At 64.2% G+C, this 22,294-nt stretch carries 24 protein-coding genes and 1 pseudogene; 16 read left to right on the top strand and 9 right to left on the bottom strand.

The genetic code is table 11. The features are described 5' to 3' along the window. Positions 1-167: 167 nt before the first annotated feature. From CCD76_RS17315 to CCD76_RS17275, 9 genes and pseudogenes are all read left to right on the top strand, one after another. Entirely contained in the window at positions 168-1,403 is a 1,236-nt protein-coding gene (locus CCD76_RS17315) for a CynX/NimT family MFS transporter (RefSeq protein ID WP_087720675.1), read from the top strand. Positions 1,404-1,489: 86 nt separating this feature from the next. Beyond that, complete coding sequence (locus CCD76_RS17310; RefSeq protein WP_087720673.1) at positions 1,490-2,329, top strand: inositol monophosphatase family protein; 840 nt, start codon at positions 1,490-1,492, stop codon at positions 2,327-2,329. A gap of 215 nt (positions 2,330-2,544) precedes the next feature. Beyond that, positions 2,545-2,919: a LysR substrate-binding domain-containing protein gene (locus tag CCD76_RS17305; protein ID WP_256961361.1), complete on the top strand. Its 375-nt coding sequence runs from the start codon at positions 2,545-2,547 to the stop codon at positions 2,917-2,919. Positions 2,920-3,041: 122 nt separating this feature from the next. After that, positions 3,042-4,388 (top strand): type II toxin-antitoxin system HipA family toxin, encoded by a 1,347-nt coding sequence (locus CCD76_RS17300; RefSeq protein WP_087720671.1) that lies wholly within the window; start codon positions 3,042-3,044, stop codon positions 4,386-4,388. Beyond that, complete coding sequence (locus CCD76_RS17295; RefSeq protein WP_087720669.1) at positions 4,385-4,693, top strand: transcriptional regulator; 309 nt, start codon at positions 4,385-4,387, stop codon at positions 4,691-4,693. Before CCD76_RS17300 ends, CCD76_RS17295 begins: the two co-directional genes overlap by 4 nt. Before the next feature lie 58 nt (positions 4,694-4,751). Further along, the gene (locus tag CCD76_RS17290) at positions 4,752-5,201 is read left to right on the top strand and encodes a MarR family winged helix-turn-helix transcriptional regulator (protein WP_087720667.1); all 450 of its coding nucleotides are present in this window, start codon (positions 4,752-4,754) and stop codon (positions 5,199-5,201) included. Between the two features lie 92 nt (positions 5,202-5,293). After that, on the top strand, positions 5,294-5,722 hold the full coding sequence (locus CCD76_RS17285) for an organic hydroperoxide resistance protein (protein WP_087720665.1): 429 nt from the start codon (positions 5,294-5,296) through the stop codon (positions 5,720-5,722). A gap of 244 nt (positions 5,723-5,966) precedes the next feature. Continuing rightward, positions 5,967-7,105 (top strand): annotated as a pseudogene (locus CCD76_RS17280) (MFS transporter). Between the two features lie 123 nt (positions 7,106-7,228). Continuing rightward, entirely contained in the window at positions 7,229-7,777 is a 549-nt protein-coding gene (locus tag CCD76_RS17275; protein WP_087720662.1) for a DUF924 family protein, read from the top strand. 33 nt (positions 7,778-7,810) lie between these two features. On the opposite strand, the gene CCD76_RS17270 is transcribed toward CCD76_RS17275, so the two are convergent. Then, positions 7,811-8,413: a LysE family translocator gene (locus CCD76_RS17270; protein ID WP_087720661.1), complete on the bottom strand. Its 603-nt coding sequence runs from the start codon at positions 8,411-8,413 to the stop codon at positions 7,811-7,813. Beyond that, entirely contained in the window at positions 8,410-9,162 is a 753-nt protein-coding gene (locus CCD76_RS17265; protein ID WP_087720659.1) for an alanyl-tRNA editing protein, read from the bottom strand. The genes CCD76_RS17270 and CCD76_RS17265 overlap by 4 nt, the downstream gene beginning before the upstream one ends. 126 nt (positions 9,163-9,288) lie before the next feature. Here CCD76_RS17265 and CCD76_RS17260 point away from each other — a divergent pair, with 126 nt between their 5' ends. Continuing rightward, positions 9,289-10,686 (top strand): aminotransferase-like domain-containing protein, encoded by a 1,398-nt coding sequence (locus tag CCD76_RS17260; protein ID WP_087720657.1) that lies wholly within the window; start codon positions 9,289-9,291, stop codon positions 10,684-10,686. Positions 10,687-10,704: 18 nt separating this feature from the next. On the opposite strand, the gene CCD76_RS17255 is transcribed toward CCD76_RS17260, so the two are convergent. Continuing rightward, positions 10,705-11,694 (bottom strand): D-2-hydroxyacid dehydrogenase, encoded by a 990-nt coding sequence (locus CCD76_RS17255; protein WP_087720655.1) that lies wholly within the window; start codon positions 11,692-11,694, stop codon positions 10,705-10,707. Between the two features lie 269 nt (positions 11,695-11,963). On the opposite strand from CCD76_RS17255, the gene CCD76_RS17250 reads away from it, so the two are divergent. Beyond that, positions 11,964-12,560 (top strand): histidine phosphatase family protein, encoded by a 597-nt coding sequence (locus CCD76_RS17250; RefSeq protein ID WP_087720653.1) that lies wholly within the window; start codon positions 11,964-11,966, stop codon positions 12,558-12,560. A 15-nt stretch (positions 12,561-12,575) separates the two neighbouring features. Continuing rightward, positions 12,576-12,932 (top strand): NUDIX domain-containing protein, encoded by a 357-nt coding sequence (locus CCD76_RS17245; RefSeq protein WP_256961360.1) that lies wholly within the window; start codon positions 12,576-12,578, stop codon positions 12,930-12,932. A 147-nt stretch (positions 12,933-13,079) separates the two neighbouring features. Here CCD76_RS17245 and CCD76_RS17240 read toward each other — a convergent pair whose 3' ends face one another. From CCD76_RS17240 to CCD76_RS17220, 5 genes are all read right to left on the bottom strand, one after another. Then, positions 13,080-13,373 (bottom strand): helix-turn-helix domain-containing protein, encoded by a 294-nt coding sequence (locus tag CCD76_RS17240; protein ID WP_087720651.1) that lies wholly within the window; start codon positions 13,371-13,373, stop codon positions 13,080-13,082. Positions 13,374-13,439: 66 nt separating this feature from the next. Continuing rightward, the gene (locus CCD76_RS17235; RefSeq protein WP_087720649.1) at positions 13,440-13,625 is read right to left on the bottom strand and encodes a type II toxin-antitoxin system RelE/ParE family toxin; all 186 of its coding nucleotides are present in this window, start codon (positions 13,623-13,625) and stop codon (positions 13,440-13,442) included. A 57-nt stretch (positions 13,626-13,682) separates the two neighbouring features. Next, complete coding sequence (locus CCD76_RS17230) at positions 13,683-14,438, bottom strand: carbon-nitrogen hydrolase family protein (RefSeq protein WP_087720648.1); 756 nt, start codon at positions 14,436-14,438, stop codon at positions 13,683-13,685. Continuing rightward, on the bottom strand, positions 14,435-15,487 hold the full coding sequence (pyrC, locus tag CCD76_RS17225) for a dihydroorotase (protein WP_087720647.1): 1,053 nt from the start codon (positions 15,485-15,487) through the stop codon (positions 14,435-14,437). The genes CCD76_RS17230 and pyrC overlap by 4 nt, the downstream gene beginning before the upstream one ends. Before the next feature lie 82 nt (positions 15,488-15,569). Further along, the gene (locus CCD76_RS17220) at positions 15,570-16,772 is read right to left on the bottom strand and encodes an MFS transporter (RefSeq protein WP_087720646.1); all 1,203 of its coding nucleotides are present in this window, start codon (positions 16,770-16,772) and stop codon (positions 15,570-15,572) included. Positions 16,773-16,984: 212 nt separating this feature from the next. Here CCD76_RS17220 and gmk point away from each other — a divergent pair, with 212 nt between their 5' ends. The 4 genes from gmk to CCD76_RS17200 all read left to right on the top strand — a co-directional run bounded on the left by gmk (position 16,985) and on the right by CCD76_RS17200 (position 20,877). Beyond that, positions 16,985-17,659 carry a guanylate kinase gene (gene gmk, locus CCD76_RS17215; RefSeq protein ID WP_087720645.1) on the top strand — a complete coding sequence of 225 codons (675 nt, stop codon included), beginning with the start codon at positions 16,985-16,987 and terminating at the stop codon, positions 17,657-17,659. A gap of 172 nt (positions 17,660-17,831) precedes the next feature. Next, positions 17,832-18,089 carry a DNA-directed RNA polymerase subunit omega gene (gene rpoZ, locus CCD76_RS17210; protein ID WP_087720644.1) on the top strand — a complete coding sequence of 86 codons (258 nt, stop codon included), beginning with the start codon at positions 17,832-17,834 and terminating at the stop codon, positions 18,087-18,089. A gap of 124 nt (positions 18,090-18,213) precedes the next feature. After that, positions 18,214-20,370, top strand: a complete 2,157-nt coding sequence (locus CCD76_RS17205; RefSeq protein ID WP_087720643.1) for a RelA/SpoT family protein — start codon at positions 18,214-18,216, stop codon at positions 20,368-20,370. 117 nt (positions 20,371-20,487) lie between these two features. After that, positions 20,488-20,877 carry a RidA family protein gene (locus tag CCD76_RS17200; protein WP_087720642.1) on the top strand — a complete coding sequence of 130 codons (390 nt, stop codon included), beginning with the start codon at positions 20,488-20,490 and terminating at the stop codon, positions 20,875-20,877. A 42-nt stretch (positions 20,878-20,919) separates the two neighbouring features. On the opposite strand, the gene CCD76_RS17195 is transcribed toward CCD76_RS17200, so the two are convergent. Then, complete coding sequence (locus CCD76_RS17195; RefSeq protein ID WP_087720641.1) at positions 20,920-21,888, bottom strand: AraC family transcriptional regulator; 969 nt, start codon at positions 21,886-21,888, stop codon at positions 20,920-20,922. Positions 21,889-22,294 lie beyond the last annotated feature (406 nt).

The raw sequence follows: 22,294 nt of genomic DNA, 5'->3' as shown, positions 1-22,294 counted from the left end.
TTCTAATGCGACACAAGCAAGACATCACAACGTCCAACCCCCATTCCCGAGGTCGAAACCACTACCCACCCTCGACCATTGGCGTAGAAGCGCCCCCGTTGTCGCCATGATCGGCTACCCTTGCGTCCCTGGCCTTGCCGCCGATATAGCACCTTTCGATCCCAAGGATGGCTCTCTTGTCGACTTCCGCGATGCCCCGCCGGGGCGTTCTGACTCTCGTCGCGCTGCTGCTGGTGGCGCTCAATCTTCGCCCGGCGCTGACCAGCGTGTCGCCGGTGCTCGGCAGCATCGCCGAGGCGCTGGCGCTCTCCCCCAGCTGGCAGGGCATTCTGACAACCCTGCCGGTGCTGTTCCTGGGTCTCGCGGCGCCGCTGGCGCCGCGGCTGGTGCGGCGCATCGGCCCGGAGCGCAGCGTGTTTGCCGCGCTCGCCGTGTTGGCGGTGGCGCTGCTAGCGCGGCCCTATATCGGCACGGCGGGGCTGTTTGTGGGTACGGCTATCGCCGGGGGCTGCATCGGGGTCATCGGGGTGTTGCTGCCGGGCATCGTCAAGCGGGACTTCCCCCGGCGCGTCAGCATCATGACGGGGCTCTACACCGTGGCGCTCAACCTCGGCGCTTCTGCGGCCGCGGGGACCACGGAGCCGCTGCGTCAGGCGTTGGGCGGGCTTTGGCAAGACGCGTCACAAGGGGCTTCTCACAGTTCCTGGCAGGGCGCGCTGGCGTTCTGGCTGCTGCCGGCGCTGATCGCGGCGCTGTTCTGGCTGCCGCAACTCAAGGGCACCAAGCCCACCCGCGTGCCCATCCGTCGCGGGGCGCGGCTGCGTCACGATCCGCTGGCGTGGCAGGTATCGTTGTTCATGGGGCTGCAGTCGTCGCTGGCGTACATCGTGTTCGGCTGGCTGCCGACGATCCTGCAGGATCGCGGGTTGGCGGCGGTCACCGCGGGGCTGGCGCTGTCGGTGTCGATCCTGCTGCAGGTGACGACGGCGATCCTGGCGCCGTTGATCGGCAGCCGCATGCGTGACCAGCGGGCGGTGCTGATCGGCGTCATGGGGCTTACCCTGATCGGGCTGCTGGGCTGTCTCTATGCGCCGATCGGCAGCATATGGCTGTGGATCGTGATCTTGGGTCTGGGCCAGGGCGGCACCTTCAGCATGGCGCTGACCCTACTGGCACTGCGCGCGCCGGATGCGACAACGGCGGCCAGCCTCTCGGCGATGGCCCAGGGCATCGGCTATACCCTGGCGGCGATGGGGCCGCTGCTGGTCGGCGTGCTGCACGACTGGAGCGGCGGCTGGAACGTGGTGGGCGTTCTGGTGAGCGCGATTGCCCTCGGCGCGCTGGTCATGGCGCTGGGTGCCGGGCGCGATCGGCAGGTGGCGTCGACCTCTGGTGTGGATTGACGGCGCGGATTGAAGGTTTGGCCTGACGAACCCGGGCGCCGGAATCGGTTACTCTAGAAGAGCAACCAACGACCCCGGAGACTCGCATGCCAGCCAGAGCCATTAGCCTCGAGCAACAGCAGCGCCTGATCGAGATCGTGCGCGATGCCGCCAAAACCGAGATCCTGCCGCGCTTTCGCAATCTCTCCGAAGACGCGATCCGCTCGAAAAGCGCGCCGGACGATCTGGTGACCGACGCCGACCAGGGCGCGGAGCGGATGGTGACGGCGGCGATCCGCGAGCTGCTGCCGGAGGCGACGGTGATCGGCGAGGAAGCGGTGGCGGACGCCAGCGCCAATCTCGACGATATCGCCGGCGCCGAGCTGGCGCTGATCATCGACCCGGTCGACGGCACCTGGAACTTCGCCCGCGGGCTCAACCAGTTCGGGGTGATTCTGGCGGCGACCAGCTTCGGCGAGACGATCTTCGGCCTGCTCTACGATCCGCTGGCGGACGACTGGATCGTCGCCCGTCACGGCGAAGGCGCCTGGTTCGGCCGCCCCGACGGCACCGAGCGCCAGCTGCAGGTCTCGGATACCGACAGGTTCGACGAGATGGTCGGCTCCACCTCGATCCGGCTGTTCGCCAAGGCGCAGCAGTATCAGCTCTCCGCGACCTTCCCCGACTTCCAGCGCATGATGGCCTTCGGTTGCGCCTGTCATGAGTACCGCACCATGGCGTTCGGCTTCGTCGACTTCATGCTGACCGGCAAGCTGATGCCTTGGGATCACGCCGCGGGGCTGATGATCCACGCCGAAGCGGGCGGCTATTCGGCGCTGCTCGACGGCACACTCTACCAGCCGACGATTCACCAGGGCACGGTGCTCGCCGCCAGCTCGCGGGCGCATTGGGAGCAGTTACGCGAGAAGTTCAGCTTTCTGGTCTGAAAAGTACCTGCGCTCGCCCAAGCGGCGTTAAAAATTGGCTCACTGAACTTCAGTTCAGAACGTCCGAAGGACGGCCCGAAGGGCGAGCGGAGCGAGTCACGTGCTCATTTACATCCCGTAAACTGGGGCGCCAGTCCGGTCCGTTTTCGCCAATTTTTACCTTAGCTACGCGCCCCGGCCTTGCCTTCGCTCATCGACTTTTCAAGCAGAGCATAGTGACCTGGCCGCCATTAACACTCCATGACGACGAAAACCGGCGCCGAGAAGGCCAGGACATCACCTTTCGCGTCGGCAATCTGGCCGACTCCTCGCTGGTGGCACGTCGACTGGTGCCGATGAATTACGTGGTCGCCGCGGCGCTGCTGGGCCAGGGTCTGGTGCTGTTTCCCACCTGGCTGATCGGCGATGCGCTCTCGCGGGGGGAGCTGGTACCGCTGCTCAAGGCGTGGCGCGGCGAGGTCATGCCCGGCCGCCGCGACATTCACGTGCTGACCACCGAACGCCGCCTGCGAACGCGTAAGGTGCGGGCGTTTCTAGACTATCTGCGGGAATCGCTGGCGCCACAGCCGGCCTGGGATCGGTGGCGATGATGTCGCTATTTTGAGCAATTTATTGCTCATTAATGGCGAGAAAAGCGTTTGATGAGCAAAAAATAGCTCATCCACCGTCGGACATGATAAATTTGAGCAATAATTTACCCAGTACACTCAATATGTCACTGACGATACAGTTGTTCCATCATGGCCAATGGCACGATGCCGCAGAACTTCAGATCGACGATCCGAAGGCGGGTCGACGCGGCACGATTGCGCTGGGCTACTCGACCGATTACGCCATCGACTGGATGGGCCGGGATGACGAGCACGCCTGCAGTCTGAACTTGCCGGTCGAGCTGATGCTGCTGTATCGCCGGACGAACTGGTTCGCCATGCTCGACGACATCATGCCGTCGGGGGCCAGCCGACGTTACTGGGTCAATCGACAGGGACTTCAGTCACTGCCCCCACACGAACAGGACCACGCCTTGCTGGCCCAGGGCACGATAGCGCCCGTCGGCAATCTGCGCATCAAGCAGGCGCTGCCCCAACTGCCGACGGGCAGTCAGCTGAAACACCATCGATTCACGCTGGACGATGTCGTGGAACGCCATACCGACTTTCTGGAATATGCCCAGCAGGTGGGCGCCGCCGGTGGTGGTGCGACCGGCGCGGGCGGCGAAGCACCCAAACTGCTGCTGCGTCGCGGCGCGCAGGATGAAATCTGGATCGATACCTGGCAGGACGAACCCCGCAATACCGATGCGCATTACCTGGTGAAATTCCCCCGTGGGCCACGCTCGGACATGGATTGCGACATTCTGCGCGCGGAGTACCACTACTATCACGAGCTGCAGGCGCTGGGCTTCGACACCATCGATATCCGCGGTATGGAACTCATCGAAGGGGCACGCTACCCCAGCCTCTGGCTGCCTCGATTCGATGTCGATTTCATCGAAGGAGAACGCACGCTTTACGGTCTGGAGTCGCTCTATTCGCTGCTGGAGAAGCCTCCGGGCACTTTCCTCAATCATTTTGAAGCGATCGACACGCTGGTTGCCAAGTGTCAGCAGCAATATCGCGTCAGAGAAATGGGCGAGACCTTCGACGTTTCCCGTTTCGTCGTGGAGTGGGTCAAGCGGGATCTTCTCAACGTCGCTTTCGGCAACTCGGACAATCATGGCCGCAATACCGCGATGATCAAGCGGCCCGATGGCCTGGGGCTGGCGCCGGTCTATGATTTCGCGCCCATGAAGGCGGACCCCGAAGGCATCATACGCACCACACAATGGGGCGCGCCCTACGAAGAAGGCGGCCGTTTCGACTGGCAAGGGATCGCTCAACGGCTCGATCCGCTGGTTCCCGCCGACGACCTGCTCGCCGAGCTCCGCCAGCTGGGAAGACGATTGAAAGGCCTGAAAGCTCGCCTGCGGCAGCGAGGCGTTCCGAATTCGATTCTCGATCTGCCCGCGTTGGGATTCGACTATCTCGACGAAAAACTCGATGCTTGGGGGCTGACATGAGCCGTCTTTCTCCTCAGGAACGTGAAGCGCTACTGTTCGATCTGCTCGACCAACTGTTCGAGGAAAAAATCACCACGGGAGTGCTTCTGAAACGACTGCGCCGGGAGGTTCTGGAGATGAACCAGACCCGCTATGCCGCACTGGCGTCGGTGAGCCGACGAACGCTTTCGGCCATCGAGAACGACAGCGGGACCCAATCACTGGGTTCTCTCAATCGCGCCTTTCGCCCTTTCGGGCTTAGCGTGGGTCTGCTCCCGCGTGATCGCTCGACCCGTCAACGCCTGCTGACGCGATCCTCCTCGTGATCACCTTCATAGCAAAACCTAATTAGCGATTGAATCGTGCGCGATATAGATTGAATGCATGACGATACCCAACGATACCGACGACACGCTGGCCCTGGAATCGCAGCTCTGCTTCGCGCTCTATTCGACCCAGCTGGCGATGAACAAGCTCTACCGCGGCCTGCTGCGCGAGCTCGATCTGACCTATCCCCAGTACCTGACCATGCTGGTGCTGTGGCAGCGGGACCGGCAGACGGTGTCGGAGATCGGCGAACAGCTGTACCTGGATTCGGCCACGCTGACGCCGCTGCTGAAACGGCTGGAAGTGGCAGCGCTCATCACCCGGCAGCGCTCGCGCCAGGATGAACGCCAGGTCGAGATCGCGTTGACCGAGAAGGGCCGTTCGCTGCGCGAGCAGGCCAAGGCGATCCCCCATGCCGCCGGCTGTGCGGGGCAGTGCACGCCCGAGGAGGCTGCCGAACTGCGCGATGCGCTGCATGGACTGCGTCGGCGGCTCGACAGGCAGTGAAGCGTTCGCACGATTGGCGAAGACCATTTTTACCCAAATAGATCGCGCGCGGTTTAATAGACCACGATCATAAACCCGGAAGGAGATTCATCATGTCACTCGATAACGTCCTCTATCGTGCCGAAGCGACTGTTACTGGCGGCCGCGACGGCCGTGCCACCGCCGCCGACGGTGCCATCGATCTCAAACTGTCGACGCCCAAGGAACTGGGTGGCGCCGGCGGTGACGGCACCAACCCGGAGCAGCTGTTCGCGGCCGGCTACTCCGCCTGTTTCATCGGCGCACTGAAACTGGTCGCCTCGAAAGAGAAGGCCAAGCTGCCCGACGACACCCGGATCCAGGGCGAAGTCGGCATCGGCCCCAAGGGCGAGGGTTTCGGCATCGAAGCGACGCTGACGGTGAAGCTTCCGGGCATGGATCGGGAACAGGCCGAAGCGCTGGTCGAGAAGGCCCATCAGGTCTGCCCGTACTCCAACGCCACTCGCGGCAACATCGATGTGACCCTGAACGTCGAAGTGTGATCTCGCATCGCAACCCAAGTGAAGATCCGAGGCCTCTTTTGCGGCCTTGGATCGTTATGTCCAGGGAAGTCGTGATGGCCACGCTCCTGATCGCCTTGGGTAACGGGAGGCGTTAGCGTGCTAATATCCCTTGCTATCCGCCATCCGGAACCGACTGCCCGTGCCCGCCATCGACTCTCGCACCGACAAATCCACGCCACACACCGATACGCCCACGCCCTGGCCCACCATCATACTGCTGGCGATGACCGCGTTCTGCGCCGCCGCCACCCAGCGAATCCTCGACCCGATGCTGCCGCGTCTCGCCGAGGTCTACACCACCACGCTGAGCGCCGCCTCCTGGGCGATCACGGCGTTCGCCATCGTCTATGGCTGCCTGCAACTGGTGCTGGGGCCGAGCGGCGACCGTTACGGCAAGCTGCGCGTGATCTCGCTGTTCTCCTGCTCGCTGCCGTCGCCAGCCTGCTGTGCGTTTTCTCGGGCAGCCTGGCGACACTGATCGCGGCGCGCATGCTGGCGGGAGTAGGATGCGCGGCGGTGATTCCGCTGGCGATGGCATGGATCGGCGACAACGTGCCCTACGAGCAGCGACAGGCGGTGCTGGCGCGCTTTCTGATCGGGCAGATCTGCGGGCTCGCCTGCGGCCAGACCTTCGGCGGCCTGGCCGCGGAACAGGACTGGTGGCAGTGGCCGTTTCTGGTCTACACCGTGCTGTTCGCCGCCGCCAGCGGGCTGCTGTGGTATCGCGTCGGGCGGCATGAACGGCCCCAGGGCCGGAAGCCGGAATCGCTCGGCGTGAGCCTGCGCCACGTACTGCAGAAGCCGTGGCCGCGCGTGGTGCTGATCAGTGTGTTCTTCGAAGGCGCGGCGGTCTTCTGCGGGTTCGCCTTCGTGGCCAGCCATCTGCACGTCGCCGGCGGGCTGCCGCTGACCGAAGCCGGGCTGATCCTGGCGGTATTCGCCGTCGGCGGACTGAGTTTCGCGCTGCTGGCGCGGCGGCTGGTTCCTAAACTGGGCGAAACCGGCCTGTGCCAGCTGGGCTGCGTGCTGATCGCGATCGCGCTGGCCGCCATCTGCCGCTGGCCGACGCCCGGTGTCGCCGTCGTTGGCTGCTATCTGTTCGGGCTGGGGTTCTACATGCTCCACAACACGCTGCAGACCACCGCGACGCAGATGGCACCGGAGCGACGCGGCGCCGCCGTCTCGCTGTTCTCGACCGCGTTTTTCACCGGCCAGTCTCTCGGCACCGGCATTGGCGGCGCCATCATCGCCTTCTCGGGTACGACACCGACCCTGGCGCTGGCCACCGTCGCCGTGCTGCCGGTCGGCTTCGGCTTCGCCTGGCAGATCCGCCGCCGTGACCGGGCGCTGGTGCCAGCGTAGCGGTGCCGTCTTCGAATCTTCCCTTTGTCGAGGGTTCAGGGCGGCCGGCAACGCCGAAGCGAGACCGCGCGCCAGGATGCTGCCAGACTCGATGAAACCGATCGCCAACCGGGAGACCGACTCATGACCCTCGCCACCTCGCAGCAGGTACTCGACTTCTGGTTCGAGGAGCTGACACCGAAACAGTGGTTTATCAAGAGCGACGACCTCGACCGCACCATCACCGAACGCTTCGGCGAGACGCTGGCCGCCGCGGCCCGCTGCGAGTGCTGGCAGTGGCGCGAGACGCCCGCGGGCCGGGTGGCGGAGATCGTGGTGCTCGACCAGTTCTCGCGCAATATCCATCGCGATACGCCGAGTGCCTTCGCCCAGGACCCGCTGGCGCTGGCACTCGCCCAGGAACTGATCTCGCGAGGCGAGGATGACGCACTGCCGCTGACCCGGCGCATCTTCGCCTACATGCCATTCATGCACAGCGAGTCGCTGGCGATTCACGATCAGGCGGTCAAGCTGTTCGACCAGCCCGGCATGGAGGAGCAGCTGGATTACGAGCACCGCCATCGTGCGATCGTCGAGCGTTTCGGCCGCTACCCGCATCGCAACGCGATTCTGGGGCGCGAATCGACGCCTGAAGAGATCGAGTTTCTGCGCCAGCCAGGCTCGTCGTTCTAGTCGTGAATCTTGGCTGTATCGCGGCTTCGGCTTTCAGCTCAGGATGAATCCCACGCAGGCGGCGGTCGCCAGCCCCATCACGCCGTTGAAGACGCGCCAGGCGCGGGGTGTCTTCAATCGTCTGCCGATCGCCATGCCGAAGCCGGCCCAGAGCGAGATGCAGGGAAAGGCGATCAGCTCCATGAACAGCGACAGGATCGCGGCATTGACCAGCAGGGAACCATCGCTCGGCATGAAGCCGGCGATCAGCGCGATGCCCATCACCCATGCCTTGGGATTGACGAACTGGAACACCGCCGCCTGCCAGGCGGTCAGTGGTCGTGCCCCTTCTCTGGCTGCCAGGTCCGGCGGCGGCGCGGTGGCGATCTTCCATGCGAGATAGAGCAGATAGATGGCGCCGACGATCCTGAGCGCCTGCTGCACGACCGGAAAGCGCTCGAACAGCACGCCGAGACCCAGCGCCACGGCCATGAACAGCACGAAACAGCCCGCCATGATGCCGAAGATGTGCGGCAGCGTGCGGCGATAGCCGTAGAGCGCGCCGGACGCGGTCAGCATCACGTTGTTGGGACCGGGCGTGCCGGTCATCGAAATCGAGAACAGCGCCACCGAGAACCACCAGGCCAGCGAGGTCATTTGCCACCCCCTGGCGTTTCCGCCCAGGTCAGCGTGAAGCGGCGATTGCGCGCGCCGCGATTCTTGATGCTGGCGACCTGGATCGCGCCGACCTCGGCGGTCGAATTCACGTGCGTGCCGCCGCAGGGCTGGTAGTCGACATCACCGATGCGAACCATGCGGATCTCGCCGGCGCCACGCGGCGGCGTCACCGACATCGTCTTCACCAGCTCGGGACGGGCATCGAGCTCCGCTTCGCTGATCCACTCGCTGGTGACCGGATAGTCGGCAGCGATCAGGGCGTTGAGCCGCTCGGTCAGTTCGTCCTTGTCGAAGCTGGCCTCGCCCAGATCGAAGTCGAGCCGGCCACGCTCGGCGCCGATGCTGCCGCCGGTCACGCCGTGGGGCACGACCACGGAGAGCAGGTGTAGCGCGGTATGCATGCGCATATGGGCATGGCGCCGCGCCCAGTCGATCTGCTGGGTGACGCTCTGGCCGACTTCCAGCCGGTATTCCCGTGCATCCGCCGGATCGAGCAGATGATGCACCTCGCCATTGTCGCCTTTGCGCGTATCGCGCACCGCCAGGGTACGCCCGTCGGCGGTGATGAACACGCCCTGATCGCCTGGCTGGCCGCCACCGTGGGGATAGAACAGCGTGGCATCCGTGACCACCACACCGTCTTCGCCGATTGCCCCTGTCGTTGACAACACGGTCGCCAGGTTTTCACGGGCGTAGGGCAGTTCGCGGAACGTCAGCACGGTAGACATCGGATACCTCTCCAGGAAGTCGTTTTCCAAAATTGTATGGGTTCAATTTATTGACACAGCGATTAATCTTCCGAACAATCCGAGCATAAACCCACCGTTTCTTCGGTCAACTCGATTTTTGTCACCATGACAATCTGGATACCCACACTCCCCGGCCAGGGTCCGCGCTATCGCGAACTGGCCGATGCCATCGCCGCCGCCACGGCCAGCGGCGAACTGCCGGCGGGCGCCAAGCTACCGCCCCAGCGCCGGCTGGCGGACGCGCTCGGCGTCACCGTCGGTACGATCACACGCGCCTACGCGCTTGCCGAACAGCGAGGTATCGTCAGCGCAAGAGTCGGCAGCGGCACCTACGTGCGCGACAGTCAGCCGCGGACCGAGCCCTTCAATCATGTCCGACAGACCCCGCCCGAGAGCGACATGATCGATCTCAGCCTGTCGCTGCCGCCTGCGCATCCCGAGCGCGAGGCCGCACTGGGGCGGGCAATGCAGGCGATCCAGCACGATCCTGCCAGCCTGCGTGCGGCGATCGACTACCAGCCGGAGCAGGGCCAGACGGGCCAGCGGGAGATCTTCGCCGACTGGCTCACCCAGTCTGGCCGGCCGGTCTCGGCGGACGAGCTGCTGATCGATCAGGGCGGAATGCACGGCATCTATCTCAGCCTTAGCGCGCTGCTGGCGCCGGGCGAACGGCTGGCCGCCGAACGCCTGACCTACCCCGGCCTGATCAGCGCGCTGCAGCAGCTCTCGCTCAAGAGCGTGGCGATTCCTCATGACGCGGAAGGCATCGATGTCGACGCTCTGGCCAGAGCCTTCGACCAGCAGCCGTTTCGCGCGCTCTATGTGATGCCGGACTGCCATAATCCGACCACCGCGCGGCTCGGCGAATCGCGCCGTCGGGATCTCGTGACATTGGCGCGGGAGCGGCAGTTCTGGCTGATCGAGGACGAGGTCTACCAGCACCCGCATATCGAACCCGCAATGCCGCTCTACCAGTTGGCGCCGGAGCGCACCGTGACGCTGTTCTCGGTCGCCAAGCTGCTGGGTGGCGGCCTGCGCGTCGGCGCCCTGCGTGCGCCCAAAGCGTTGCACGGCCGTTTGACGGCAGCGCTGCGCGCCCAGAGCTGGATGCCGCCGCCGTTGATGACCTCGCTGGTCTGCCACTGGATCGCCAGTGGCGATGCCGCCGCCCTGCTGGCATGGCAGCGCGAGGAGCTGGCATGGCGTTTCGATCACGCCATGCAGAAGCTGGGAAGGTTCAAGCCGCACGGGCAGCGCGGCGGTTTCTATCTATGGCTGCCGTTGCCCGGCGAGCTGCGCACCAGCCATGTGGTCGAACAGTTGAAGGCGCGTCGGGTCACCGTCAGCAGTGCGGAAAGCTTCTGTCTCGGCAATGTCGCGGCGCCGCAGGCGATCCGCATCTGCATCAGCGCCGCCGAGAGCCGGGAGGCGCTGGATCGCGCGCTGAACATCATCGCCGAGACGCTGGGCAACCCGGACCCGATGCTGTGGCAGACAGTATGAGCGAAGCTTCGATTTCGATCAGTAGCCCAGCGCCGTATCGACCCGATTCTCCAGTGGCCGGTCGTCCAGATAGCGCTCGACATTGGCGAAGAAGAAACGCAGGCAGCGCGGCACGTAATCGGCGTCGTAGAGCCCGCTGTGCGGCGTGACGATCAGGTTGCGCGTGGTCCAGTAGGGCGAGTCCGCGGCCAGCGGCTCCTGGGGGAAGACATCCAGCACGGCGCCGCGCAGCTGCCTGGCTTCCAGCCGCTTCGCCAGCGCCGCGACATCCAGCACCGGGCCGCGGCCGATGTTGATCACGCCGCCACGCGCGGGCATCGCCGCCAGTTCCGCCTCGCCTACCACGTTGCGGGTCTCCGGCGTCAACGGCAGCGTGATCAGCAGGAAGTCGGCCTCCGCCAGCGCCTCCTTCAACCGGCTCTGCGGCAGGCTGACATCGGCGAGCGGATGCGGCTTGCCCGAACGGCTGACGCCGATCACCTTCAGATCGAGCCGCTTGGCCGCCTCGGCCGCCGCGCTGCCCAGCGCACCCATGCCCAGGATCACCACCGTCTTGCCGTCGATGGGTTCGATCGCGGTCTGCTCCCAGTGCTTCTCGCGCTGCTGGGTGACGAAATCCGGCAACCGGTTGTTGAGCATCAGCAGCGCGGTCATCGAGAACTCGCGGGCCCGCGCCTCGTGGTTGCCCTTGGCGTTGGTGACCAGCACATGGTCCGGCAGACGATCCAGCGGCACCCGGTCCACCCCCGCGCTGGTGATATGGATCCAGCGCAGTTTGGGCGCCCGGGCGGCGACGTCGGCGATATCCAGCGCGCCGACCAGAATCAGCACCTCCGCCGTCTTCAGCGCGGCATTGAGGGTGGCCTCGTCGTGGCTGAAGCTCAGCGCGATCCGAGACGACAGCCCCGCGAACTCGTTCAGAATGCCGAAGACGCGCTGGTCGGCGAAGTCCTTCGACTGCCGGAAATCGGGGTCGGTATAGATATGGATATCGAGAGCGGTGGACATGGGGCTCCTCGCGCGCGGTTCGCGGTGATGGGATCATGGAGGGCCGGATCGCCAGCTGACCTGGGCGTGATGAAATCCGGCCGTCACCCGATCCGACGGTTGTTGTATATAGATCGTATTGTATGACGATTGGCGAACCCGCAGTGTTACCGTAAAACCCCATAGCCGGCAAATCATCGCCCGACGAACCGACGAGAACCGCGATCCACCCGTTCGGCGTCATGCCGTGCCGCCCGTGCCAAAACAACCGTCATGCCAAAGGAACCGTCATGCCCGTCCTGATCCGCCGCCCCTTCGTCTTCCTCCGCCACGGCCAGAGCACCCGCAATCTCGAACGCCGGATCGGCGGCCAGCACGATGTGGCGCTGACGCCGCAGGGAGAGGAAGAAGCCCGGCGTGCGCGGGCGCTACTGGGCGATATCGACTGGTCGCTGGTGGCCGCGAGTCCGCTGCAGCGCGCCTACCGCACCGCCGAACTGGCACTGGGCCGCGCGCCGGATCGTGTCGTCGACGGGCTGATGGAGCGCCACTGGGGCGAGCTGGAGGGTCAGGCGATTCCGGAAGCCATTCCCTACATGAGCACACCGGCAGGCGGCGAATCCTGGGAGGCGTTCGTCGAGCGCATCGCCGATACGCTCAACGCGCTGCTGGAAGAAGCCGATACACCGCTGATCGTCGGCCATTCGGGGCTGGTGCGCGCCGTGCGCTGGTTGACCCACGGCACGCCTGCCGGTCCGCGCTCCGCCAACGCCGTGCCGCTATGGATCGCCCCGGAAGGCACAGAGAAATGGACGATTCGGGCGTTTACGCCTGCCGACTTGTCGTCGTTCTCATCGCAAGTCACCGCCTACCAGCGACAAACCTGATACGGAGCCTGACCTTTGTCATCCCATACCCTGAAGATCGCCGCCGCCATTATCGTCGATGACGAAGCGCGCCTGCTGCTTGTGCGCAAGCGTGGCAGTCGTTATTTCATGCAAGCCGGCGGCAAGATCGACACAGGCGAGACACCAGCGGAGGCGCTCGCTCGGGAAGTCAGCGAAGAACTCGGCGTGACGCTCACGAATTGGGAAGACCCCGTCGAAGCCAGCGCCGAAGCGGCCAACGAGGCGGATGTTTCGTCGAAGCCCATCTTTTCTGGGCAACGATCGAAGGCAACGTTGCCGCCGCTGCGGAAATCGAGGAGGTCTGCTGGGCGACTTTGGAACAGGCCAGGAGCCTTCCACTTGCCGCGCTGACCCGCGATGCCGTATTGCCCATTATCGAACAGCGTCTAAAGCGTGCCTGATTGCACGGAGTCAAGGAGGTCGCCGGAATTCATGTCCGACGCCCGGCTCAGGAGCTTGCAAGTCATTCCGGCCATAACCATGAGCTTGTCCTTCGCCTCATGCTGGTGCGGTTTCGTCTTCCACGACGCTAATATCGATCCGGTAATGCGCATGCGTGGAGAGGTTAACCAGCGCATCAAGACTGAACTTGCTGATTCGGCCCTTCAGCAAATCATTGACGCGAGGCTGAGTCAGCCCCAGGCGGCAGCCAGCTTCGGCCTGGCTTACGTTCCAGCTTTTTACCCGTTCGCCAAGAATCATCATCAGCTTGGACCGCAGACGCATGTTTGCCGCTTCCTCGGGGGTGTCCTCGATAGCATCCCAAATGCTTGCGAAACGCTCGTTGGCCATGTCTCTGTCCTCACTTTCATGCTGCTGTTCGCCAGTTGAAGACAAGTACGTCAACAGACGTAGCCTCTACTTTCGGCTTTTCGGGGGCTCGGGCGGCAGCTCTTTGAATCGTTGCTTGCCTAGCGCCAGATCCTTGGGAGCCGTCTTCTCGGTTTTCTTCTGGAAGCAGTGAAGGACATAGATAGCATCCTGTCGCTTCGCCGTAGCTCTCGATCTCTTCCAGGCCGTTGGTAAGAGCCTGGGCTGGAACATCTAGCGTGACTGCCAGGTAAACAACCGCAAGGTCATGCTTAAGGCAGGCGTGTCGTTCTAATCGGTGAGGGCGAGTAGGTGGAGCTGCCCATGCCAGCCATCGGACTGGCGAGTGGCAATCACCAGCGCATCGCGCTCATCGGCTGCCGCCAAGACGCCTTTCGCTGTCCAGAAGCCGCTTTTACCAATGGCCGCCATGCCGCCGGAAACGGCATTGTGGTTGGCCATACCCACCAGCATGCCGTGACGCTCGGCGGTTTGAGCCATCTGCTCGGTATCGGCGGCGTAGCCGCCCGCCGTGATCAATACGCCAGCGAGATAGACCGTGGCACCGAGCTCGGCGTACTGCTCGGCATGTTCGGGTGCATTGGTATCGGCGCAGATAGCGATGGCGACTCGCTCATTGTTGAAATCCAGCAGGCAGTACTCCGTACCGGGCTCGAAGACCGCCTCTTCCCCCGGATGGAGATGCCGCTTGGCATAGGTCGAGACCTCGCCGTTGGGAGAGACGATCAGCGCGCCTGCGCGGGGGCGTTCGACACCTGCCAGCGGTAGACCGACAACGATACCGACGCGATGGCGCACCGCCGCGTCGACGAGCGGCACCAGACGCGGATCCTCCGGCGCGAACGCAAGCTCTGCCACGAGTGCGGGCTCGTAGCCTATTAACGAGAGTTCGGGAAAGACCAGCAGCGTGACGCCGGCACTGGCTGCGGACTCAATAACGACGAGATGGCGCGCCAAGTTGGCCTCGAAATCGCCGGCGACCGAGCCGAACTGCGCCAGGCCAATGCTCAGCAGATCTCTGGTCATGCCTCCACCTCCACCGACCAGCTCAGCGATTCGCCGGCCTGATACGGTACGAAAGTGTTGTCGCCTTCGCCGACCGACTCGGCGACAGGTGTGGGTCGGCGCGTCAGCGTAGCCGTGCCTTCGTTGAGCGGCAGGTCGTAGAAGCGCGGGCCGTTCTCGGAACAGAAGGCTTCGAAGTGCTGGAGCGCACCTTCCTGCTCGAACACGTCGGCATAGACCGAGAGCGCGGCTTCGGCGTTGAACACGCCGGCGCAGCCGCAGGATGTCTCCTTGGCGGCGGTGACGTGGGGCGCGGAATCGGTGCCGAGGAAGAAGCGCGGGTGTCCGCTGGCGACGGCCTTTCGCAGCGCCTGCTGGTGCTCCTGACGCTTGAGGATCGGCAGGCAGTAGAGGTGCGGGCGGATGCCGCCGACCAGCATGTCGTTGCGGTTCTGGGCCAGGTGCTGTGGCGTCAGCGTGGCGCCCAGGAACTCGTCGCCTTCCAGTACGAACTGGGCCGCTTCCTTGGTGGTGATGTGCTCGAAGACCACCTTCAGCTCGGGGAACTGGCGGCGGATGTCGGTCATCACCTCGTCGATGAAATGCTTCTCGCGATCGAAGATGTCGATCTCGCCCCGGGTGACCTCGCCATGGATCAGCAGCGGCATGCCGATGCGCTGCATCACTTCCAGCAGCGGATAGACGTCGGTGATGCGCTTGACGCCGTGCTGGGAATTGGTGGTGGCGTTGGCCGGGTAGAGTTTGGCCGCGGTGAACAGGCCGTCGGCGTGGCCCTGTTCCAGCGTCTCGCGGGAAACGCTCTCGTTGAGATAGCAGGTCATCAGCGGGGTGAAGTCATGACCGGCTGGAATCGCCGCCAGAATCCGCTCGCGGTAGGCGCTGGCAGCTTCGATCGTGGTCACCGGCGGCACCAGGTTGGGCATGACGATGGCGCGGGCGAAGGTCTGGCTGGTGTAGGGGAGCACCGTCTCGAGCACCTCGCCGTCACGCAGGTGCAGGTGCCAGTCGTCGGGGCGGCGGATGCGAAGCGTGTCGGGCGAAGCGGTCATCGGGAACTCCTGGCAGTCGGTTGAGCGAATCGGCGCTCATGATACCAGAGACCGCCTCGCCGGCATTCGCTTCGCATCACGCCTAGGCGGACGCCTGGCGGCGGTTCCGGCGCAGCAGCAGCCACAGCGCCACGCAGCACAGCACCGCGACGAGCAGGTCGAACAGCAGCCCGGTCGTCTTGAGGCTGAGAACGCTGCCGACGAGGCCAATGCCCACGACCGGCAGCGAGATGGCGATATAGGCCACGAAGAAGAAGGTGGAGACGACGGCTGCCTTGTGCTCGTCGGGGCTGGCCGCCGTCACCGCGCCCATTCCGGCACGGAAAGCGATGCCCTGGCCGATGCCGGCCACGATCGCGCCGATGATGAATCCCGCCAGCTGCGCCGCGCCGATGCCCCAGGCGACGAAAAGCACGCCGACGAACAGCACCGCGCAGCCGATCGGCAGGCGGCGCGACTCGGGCAGTCGCCCCTGCAGCATCTGGCCGACCGTGGACGCAATGAACAGAAGCCCGGCCACGAAGCCGATCAACGCATGATTGGTATAGCCCAGCACCTTGCCCAGAAAGGCGGGGGTCACCGCGGTGAAGAAGCCGCACACCATGAAGCCGGCGAAGGCGGCGATGGCCGCCGGCACGAACACGCCTCGCACCTCGGCGGGCACCTTGAGTTTCTGCACCCGCAGGCGAATCCGCTCGGGGCGCTTCACGGTTTCCGGCGCGCACCAGATGCAGACCACCGCCACCAGCGCGAGCACCAGGTGGACGATATAGGGCAGCGCCAGCGGCATGGGGAAGAGCACCGCCAGCACGCCGGCCAGCATCGGCCCGAGGCCCAGACCGCCCATGTTGGCCGCGGTGGCGACGAGGGTGCCGACGCGCTGCCACGAATCCGGCACCAGCTCCATCACGGCGACGGTCGCCGTGCCGGTAAAGATGCCGGCCGAGATGCCCGACAGCACTCGCCCAGCCAGGATCATTCCCAGCCCGTCGGCGTGCCAGAACACCAGGTCGCTGAGGATCGACGCCGCCAGGCCGGCAAACAGCAGCGGTCGCCGCCCGAGCTGATCGGACCAGCGTCCGGTGATCAGCAGTGCCGCGATCACGCCGGCGGCGTAGACGGCGAAGATGATCGTGATCATCAACTGCGAGAAACCCAGCTGTTGCTGGTAGATCGGATAGAGCGGCGTCGGCAGCGTGGTGCCGATCATCGTCGCCGCGAAAGCCAGGGCAACCCCCAGAAATGGGCCGGCGCGGCGGGTTTCGGTAGCGTTCGAGGCGTTCATGGACGTCCTTGTCGGTTCGGCGCGGTCGCTGGCGGGAGCGAATGTAACGAATGGGGGAAGCAGTGTAGCCGATAGGATCCGGCCAATCCGCGCTGGCACCGGCGTTTCGCCGTCGCCTTCCGGCAGCGCCCCCGGCATGGCTGGCTATCGGGGGCGTGGCGTTTCCGTGGCATAATAGGCCGCTTCATGCATTCCCGGACGGTCGTTCTGTCATGTCGTACGTTTCTCCGACGCCTCATACCCCTGCCGCCGAATACGGCGCCGGTGCCCTGGGCACGCTCTACATCGTTTCCGCGCCCTCCGGCGCCGGCAAGACCAGCCTGGTGCGCGCCCTGCTCCAGCGCAACGCGGATATCGGCGTCTCGGTGTCTCATACCACGCGGGCGATGCGCCCTGGCGAGCAGGATGGCGTCAACTATCACTTCGTCAGCCAGCCCGAATTCGAGGCGATGGTCGAGCGTGGCGAGTTCTTCGAACATGCCTGGGTCTTCGACCGCCACTACGGCACCTCGCGGGTGGAGGTCGAGAAGCGCCTCGCCGTGGGCGAGGACGTGATCCTCGAGATCGACTGGCAGGGCGCCCAGCAGGTACGCGCGCAGGCCCCCGATGCCGAATCGATCTTCATCCTGCCGCCCTCGCGGGCCGCGCTCCAGGAGCGGCTTTCCGGACGCGGCACCGACGACGAGGCGGTCATCGCGCGGCGCATGCGCGACGCGGTCAGCGAAATGTCGCATTACGACGAGTACGAGCACGTCATCATCAACGACGACTTCGAGCACGCGCTGAACGAGCTCGAGTGCATCGTCCATGCGCGCCGTTCACGGCTCGACAAGATGCAGGCACGATACGCCGCCCTGCTCGAATCGCTGCTCAACGACGTCGACTGAGTGCCGCAGGGGAAATAACGGCCGCCCTGACCCCGGTCGTCACGGCGGGGCTCTCTTTGCCGGCAACGGCGCGCTCTTGTCAGAGATCACGCAACTCCAGTAGACTGCTCGGTCCCGCAGACCCCGTATTCCGGGGCGCGTCTACCCATTTTTTGGCAGCAGGGCTACCATCATGGCACGAGTGACCGTCGAAGATTGTCTGGAACACATCGAGAACCGTTTCAAGCTGGTAATGATCTCGTCCCAGCGCGCCCGTCAGCTCGCGCGCGGCTCCCGCGATGCGCTGCTGCCGTGGGAAAACGACAAGCCGACCGTCATGGCGCTGCGCGAGATCGCCACCGGTCAAATCGACGACAGCATCCTCGACGAGCCGGTCGAAGCCGCACCGCCGCGTCCGCGCCCCGAGCCGACCCAGGAATACGATATCTGAACCAGGCTTCCGGCGTGACCTGTATTCCGTGTCGTCGTCACGACCGCCACGGACCGGTTGCCGAACGGAACGTCGATAACGGGTTGTCAATCGGACCGTTAATTACATAGGGCAGGCGCGCCGCATGTTCACCATCGATGACCTGGCCGATCGCCTCGGCGGCTATCTCCCCGACGACGAGATTCAGCAGGTCAAGCGCGCCTTCTACTACGCCGAGCAGGCCCACGACGGCCAGCAGCGTCGCTCCGGCGAGCCTTACGTTACCCACCCGCTCGCCGTCGCCAATATCCTCGCCAACATGCACATGGACCATCAGAGCCTGATGGCCGCCATGCTGCACGACGTCATCGAGGACACCAGCGTCTCCCGGGAGGCGCTCGAAGCGCAGTTCGGCGAAGCCGTGGCGGAGCTGGTCGACGGCGTCTCGAAGCTGACCCAGATCACCTTCGAGGACAAGGCGGTCGCCCAGGCCGAGAATTTCCAGAAGATGGTCATGGCGATGTCCCGCGACATCCGCGTGATTATCGTCAAGCTCGCCGACCGCCTGCACAACATGCGCACGCTCGGCGCGCTGCGCCCGGACAAGAAGCGCCGGATCGCCCGCGAAACGCTCGAGATCTACGCCCGTATCGCCGGGCGGCTGGGTATCAACACCATTCGCGTCGAGCTCGAGGATCTCTCGTTCCAGGCGATCCACCCGATGCGGTCCGAGCGCATCAAGCGCGCGGTAGCGAGCGCCCGCGGCAACCGCCGTTCGACCATGCGCCAGATCCAGACCAGCCTGCAGCGTCGGCTCGACGAGGATGACCTCACCGGCAGCGTGGTCGGGCGGCAGAAGCATCTGCTGTCGATCTATCGCAAGATGCACGACCAGCGCAAACCGTTCGCCGAGATCATGGACGTGTTCGGCTTCCGCATCATCACCGACAGCGTCGACAACTGCTATCGCGTGCTGGGCGCGGTGCACAATCTCTACAAGCCGGTGCCGGGGCGCTTCAAGGACTACATCGCGATCCCCAAGGCCAACGGCTACCAGAGCCTGCACACCACACTGTTCGGCCCCAGCGGTATGCCGATCGAGGTGCAGATCCGCACCCGCGAGATGGAAGCGATGGCCAACAACGGCATCGCCGCCCACTGGCTCTACAAGGCCGGCCAGACCGAACGGCCCATCGCCGCCGGCAGCCACGCCCGCGCCCGCGAATGGGTTCGCGGCCTGCTCGAGATGCAGCGCCACGCCGGCGACTCGCTGGAGTTCATCGAACACGTCAAGAACGACCTGTTCCCGGACGACGTCTACATCTTCACCCCCAAGGGCGACATCATGGAGTTGCCGCAGGGAGCGACGGCGGTCGACTTCGCCTACAGCGTGCACACCGATATTGGCAACAGCTGCATCGCCTGCCGTATCGACCGCCATCTGGCACCGCTGTCGACCCCGCTGGAAAGCGGCCAGACGCTGGAGATCATCACCGCCCCCGGCGCGCGCCCCAACCTGGCTTGGCTCAATTTCGTGATCACCGCCAAGGCCCGTTCGGCGATTCGTCACGCGCTGAAGAGCCAGCAGCGCAGCGAGGCGATCCAGCTCGGCCGCCGCCTGCTCAACCGCGCCCTGGGCAGCTTCGAGACCAGCCTGGAAAAGCTGCCACAGGAACGGCTCTCGGCGCTGCTGGACGAGCTGGATCTCAAGGCCGAAGACGACCTGCTCGAGACCATCGGCCTCGGTACCCGCCTGGCGCACACCACCGCACGACGGCTGGTCGCGAACGATCTCCCTGTCGGGGCCAATGCCGGCGAGCATGACCCGGAACGGTTACTGGTGGATTCGCCGCACAACGGCCCGATCGTCATCAACGGCTCCGAGAGCATGGCCATCAGCTTTGCCCGCTGCTGCCACCCGCTGCCGGGAGACCCGGTGATCGGCCACCTGTCGATCGGCAAGGGGATCGTCGTCCACCGTCACGAGTGTGGTAACCTCGACGAGTTGCGCGACGATCCCGACAAGCTGGTCTCGTTGACCTGGTCGAAGCAGATCGATCAGGATTTCCCGGTCCCGCTGCGTATCGAAGTCGAGACCCGGCGCGGCCTGATCGCCGAACTGGCCAGCCTGATCACCGATGCCGACGCCAATATCGAGCGCATCGGCATCGAAGAACGCGACGCCAGACTCTCGATCGTCAACCTGACCATCCTGGTCAAGGGCCGCATTCATCTGGCGCGAATCATCAAGCGCCTGCGCAACCTGAATCACATCGGCCGCATCGTTCGCGCCCGAAACTGATCCGTGACGGCTGCCCCGCCGCGTCATGCGCGGCGGGGCAGCGTTTTTTCAAGATGTCATGTCATTAGAAAAGTATTCATGAAAAGGCACTGATTCAAAGAAACTGGAGGGTACGCCATGAGCAACAAAGCCGTGATCAACACCGACAACGCCCCGGCCGCCATCGGCCCTTATTCCCAGGCCATCAAGTCGGGTAACACCGTCTATCTTTCGGGCCAGATTCCGCTCGACCCCACCACCATGGAAATGGTCTCCGACGACTTCGAAGCGCAGGCCCGCCAGGTCTTCACCAATATGGCCGCGGTGTGCCAGGAAGCCGCCGGCTCGCTGCAGGATATCGTCAAGCTCAACCTCTACCTGACCGATCTCGACAACTTCGCCGTGGTCAACAAGGTGATGGAGGAGTTCTTCCAGCCACCCTTCCCGGCCCGTGCCGCCGTCGGCGTCAAGCAGTTGCCCAAGGGTAGCCAGGTGGAAGCCGAAGCAGTCATGGTCATCGGCGACTGAGCCCGGACGATTCAGACACCGCAGGCCATGTCGCAAGGGCGCTCAGACGCGAGCGGGCTCCGGTAGCTCGCCGCGCAGCTTGCTCACGTCCGTGCGCGGCGGCACGCCGAACATTCGGCTGTATTCGCGACTGAAATGGGATGGACTTCCGTACCCCACGCGGAAGCTGGCGGTGGCCGCTTCCATCCCTTCGGATAGCATCAATCTCCGCGCTTCATGCAGCCGAAGTTTCTTCTGAAACTGCACCGGCGACATCCGCGTGACCTGCTTGAAGCTGTGGAACAGCGATGACTCGCTCATGTTGACCATGTCCGCCAGCTCGCGAACGCGCAGCGGCTCGGTGAAGCGATCCTTGAGCACCGCGATCACTTTGGAAATGCGATGCGTCTGGGTATCGGCCACCGCGAACTTGCGCATGTGCAGGCCGATCTCGCCGACCAACGCACGATAGAAGATCTCGCGCCGCACCAGCGGTGCGAGAATGCGAATGTCCTGGGGTGAGTCGAGCAGATTCACCAGCCGCAACACTGCGTCCACCAGCCCCTTTTCCGCCTGCACCCGGCTTAGACCGCAAGCATTTTCGGGGCATTCCTGCGGTTCGACGCCAGCCAATCCTTCCCCCAGTTCCAGCACCAGATCGGTGACTTCCTGGGCTTCGACGGCGAGCTTCAGCCCCAGGTAGGGCCTTTCCGGTGAGGCATCGGTGACCTTGCCCAGTACCGGCAGGTGCACCGCCGACACCATGCAGCTCAACGGCCCGTAATGGATCTCGCGATCTCCCAGCCATACCGTCTTGCTCCCCTGCGCGATCAGGCAGAGAGAAGGGTCGTAGACCGTCGAGCCGATGCAGTTATTGACGGAAGAATTGGCGCGTATCAGCTCGAGTCCGGGCACCGCCGTGGTGGTCAGCCCCTCTTCCGGTGCCCATTTCTGAATCTGGCGAGACAGAGTATTCGCCAATTGGCCAATCTCATCATCCAGTGTTTCGAAAACAGGTTGAATGATACTCACGTCTCACCTCCTCGTTGGGCGACTGATTATTGTTTTTCGATAAAGCGCGAGTATAGGACAGTTAACCGGCATTTTGATGACAAAAATCGATCCCTGCAGGATCGGGCAAACTCTCTGAAGAAACAGGCAAGCGGCTGCCGATCTGCCTGCAGAGCGAACGCCGCTCTTACTGCCAATCAACGATTTCTACAGGATTGGGCAATCAAAGACGAGTAACCCGATAACGCCTGTGCGTGGCGAAATCCTACAGTGGTCGTCCATACCCGGTGCCCATGCTCCCCTCCCGACGGTCGGTGAAGCCGTTCTCGAGCTTTGCTCGCGAGATCCTTCTGGCGAATCGTGACCGGGAACAGTCAACGCGGAGTCAAAAAATGAACGTAACTATTCAGGTGGCTGCGGATGGCAT

The sequence above is a fragment of the Salinicola salarius genome, from assembly GCF_002179555.1.
Lineage (GTDB): Bacteria > Pseudomonadota > Gammaproteobacteria > Pseudomonadales > Halomonadaceae > Salinicola > Salinicola salarius_A.
This window is presented reverse-complemented; position numbering and strand designations above follow the sequence as displayed.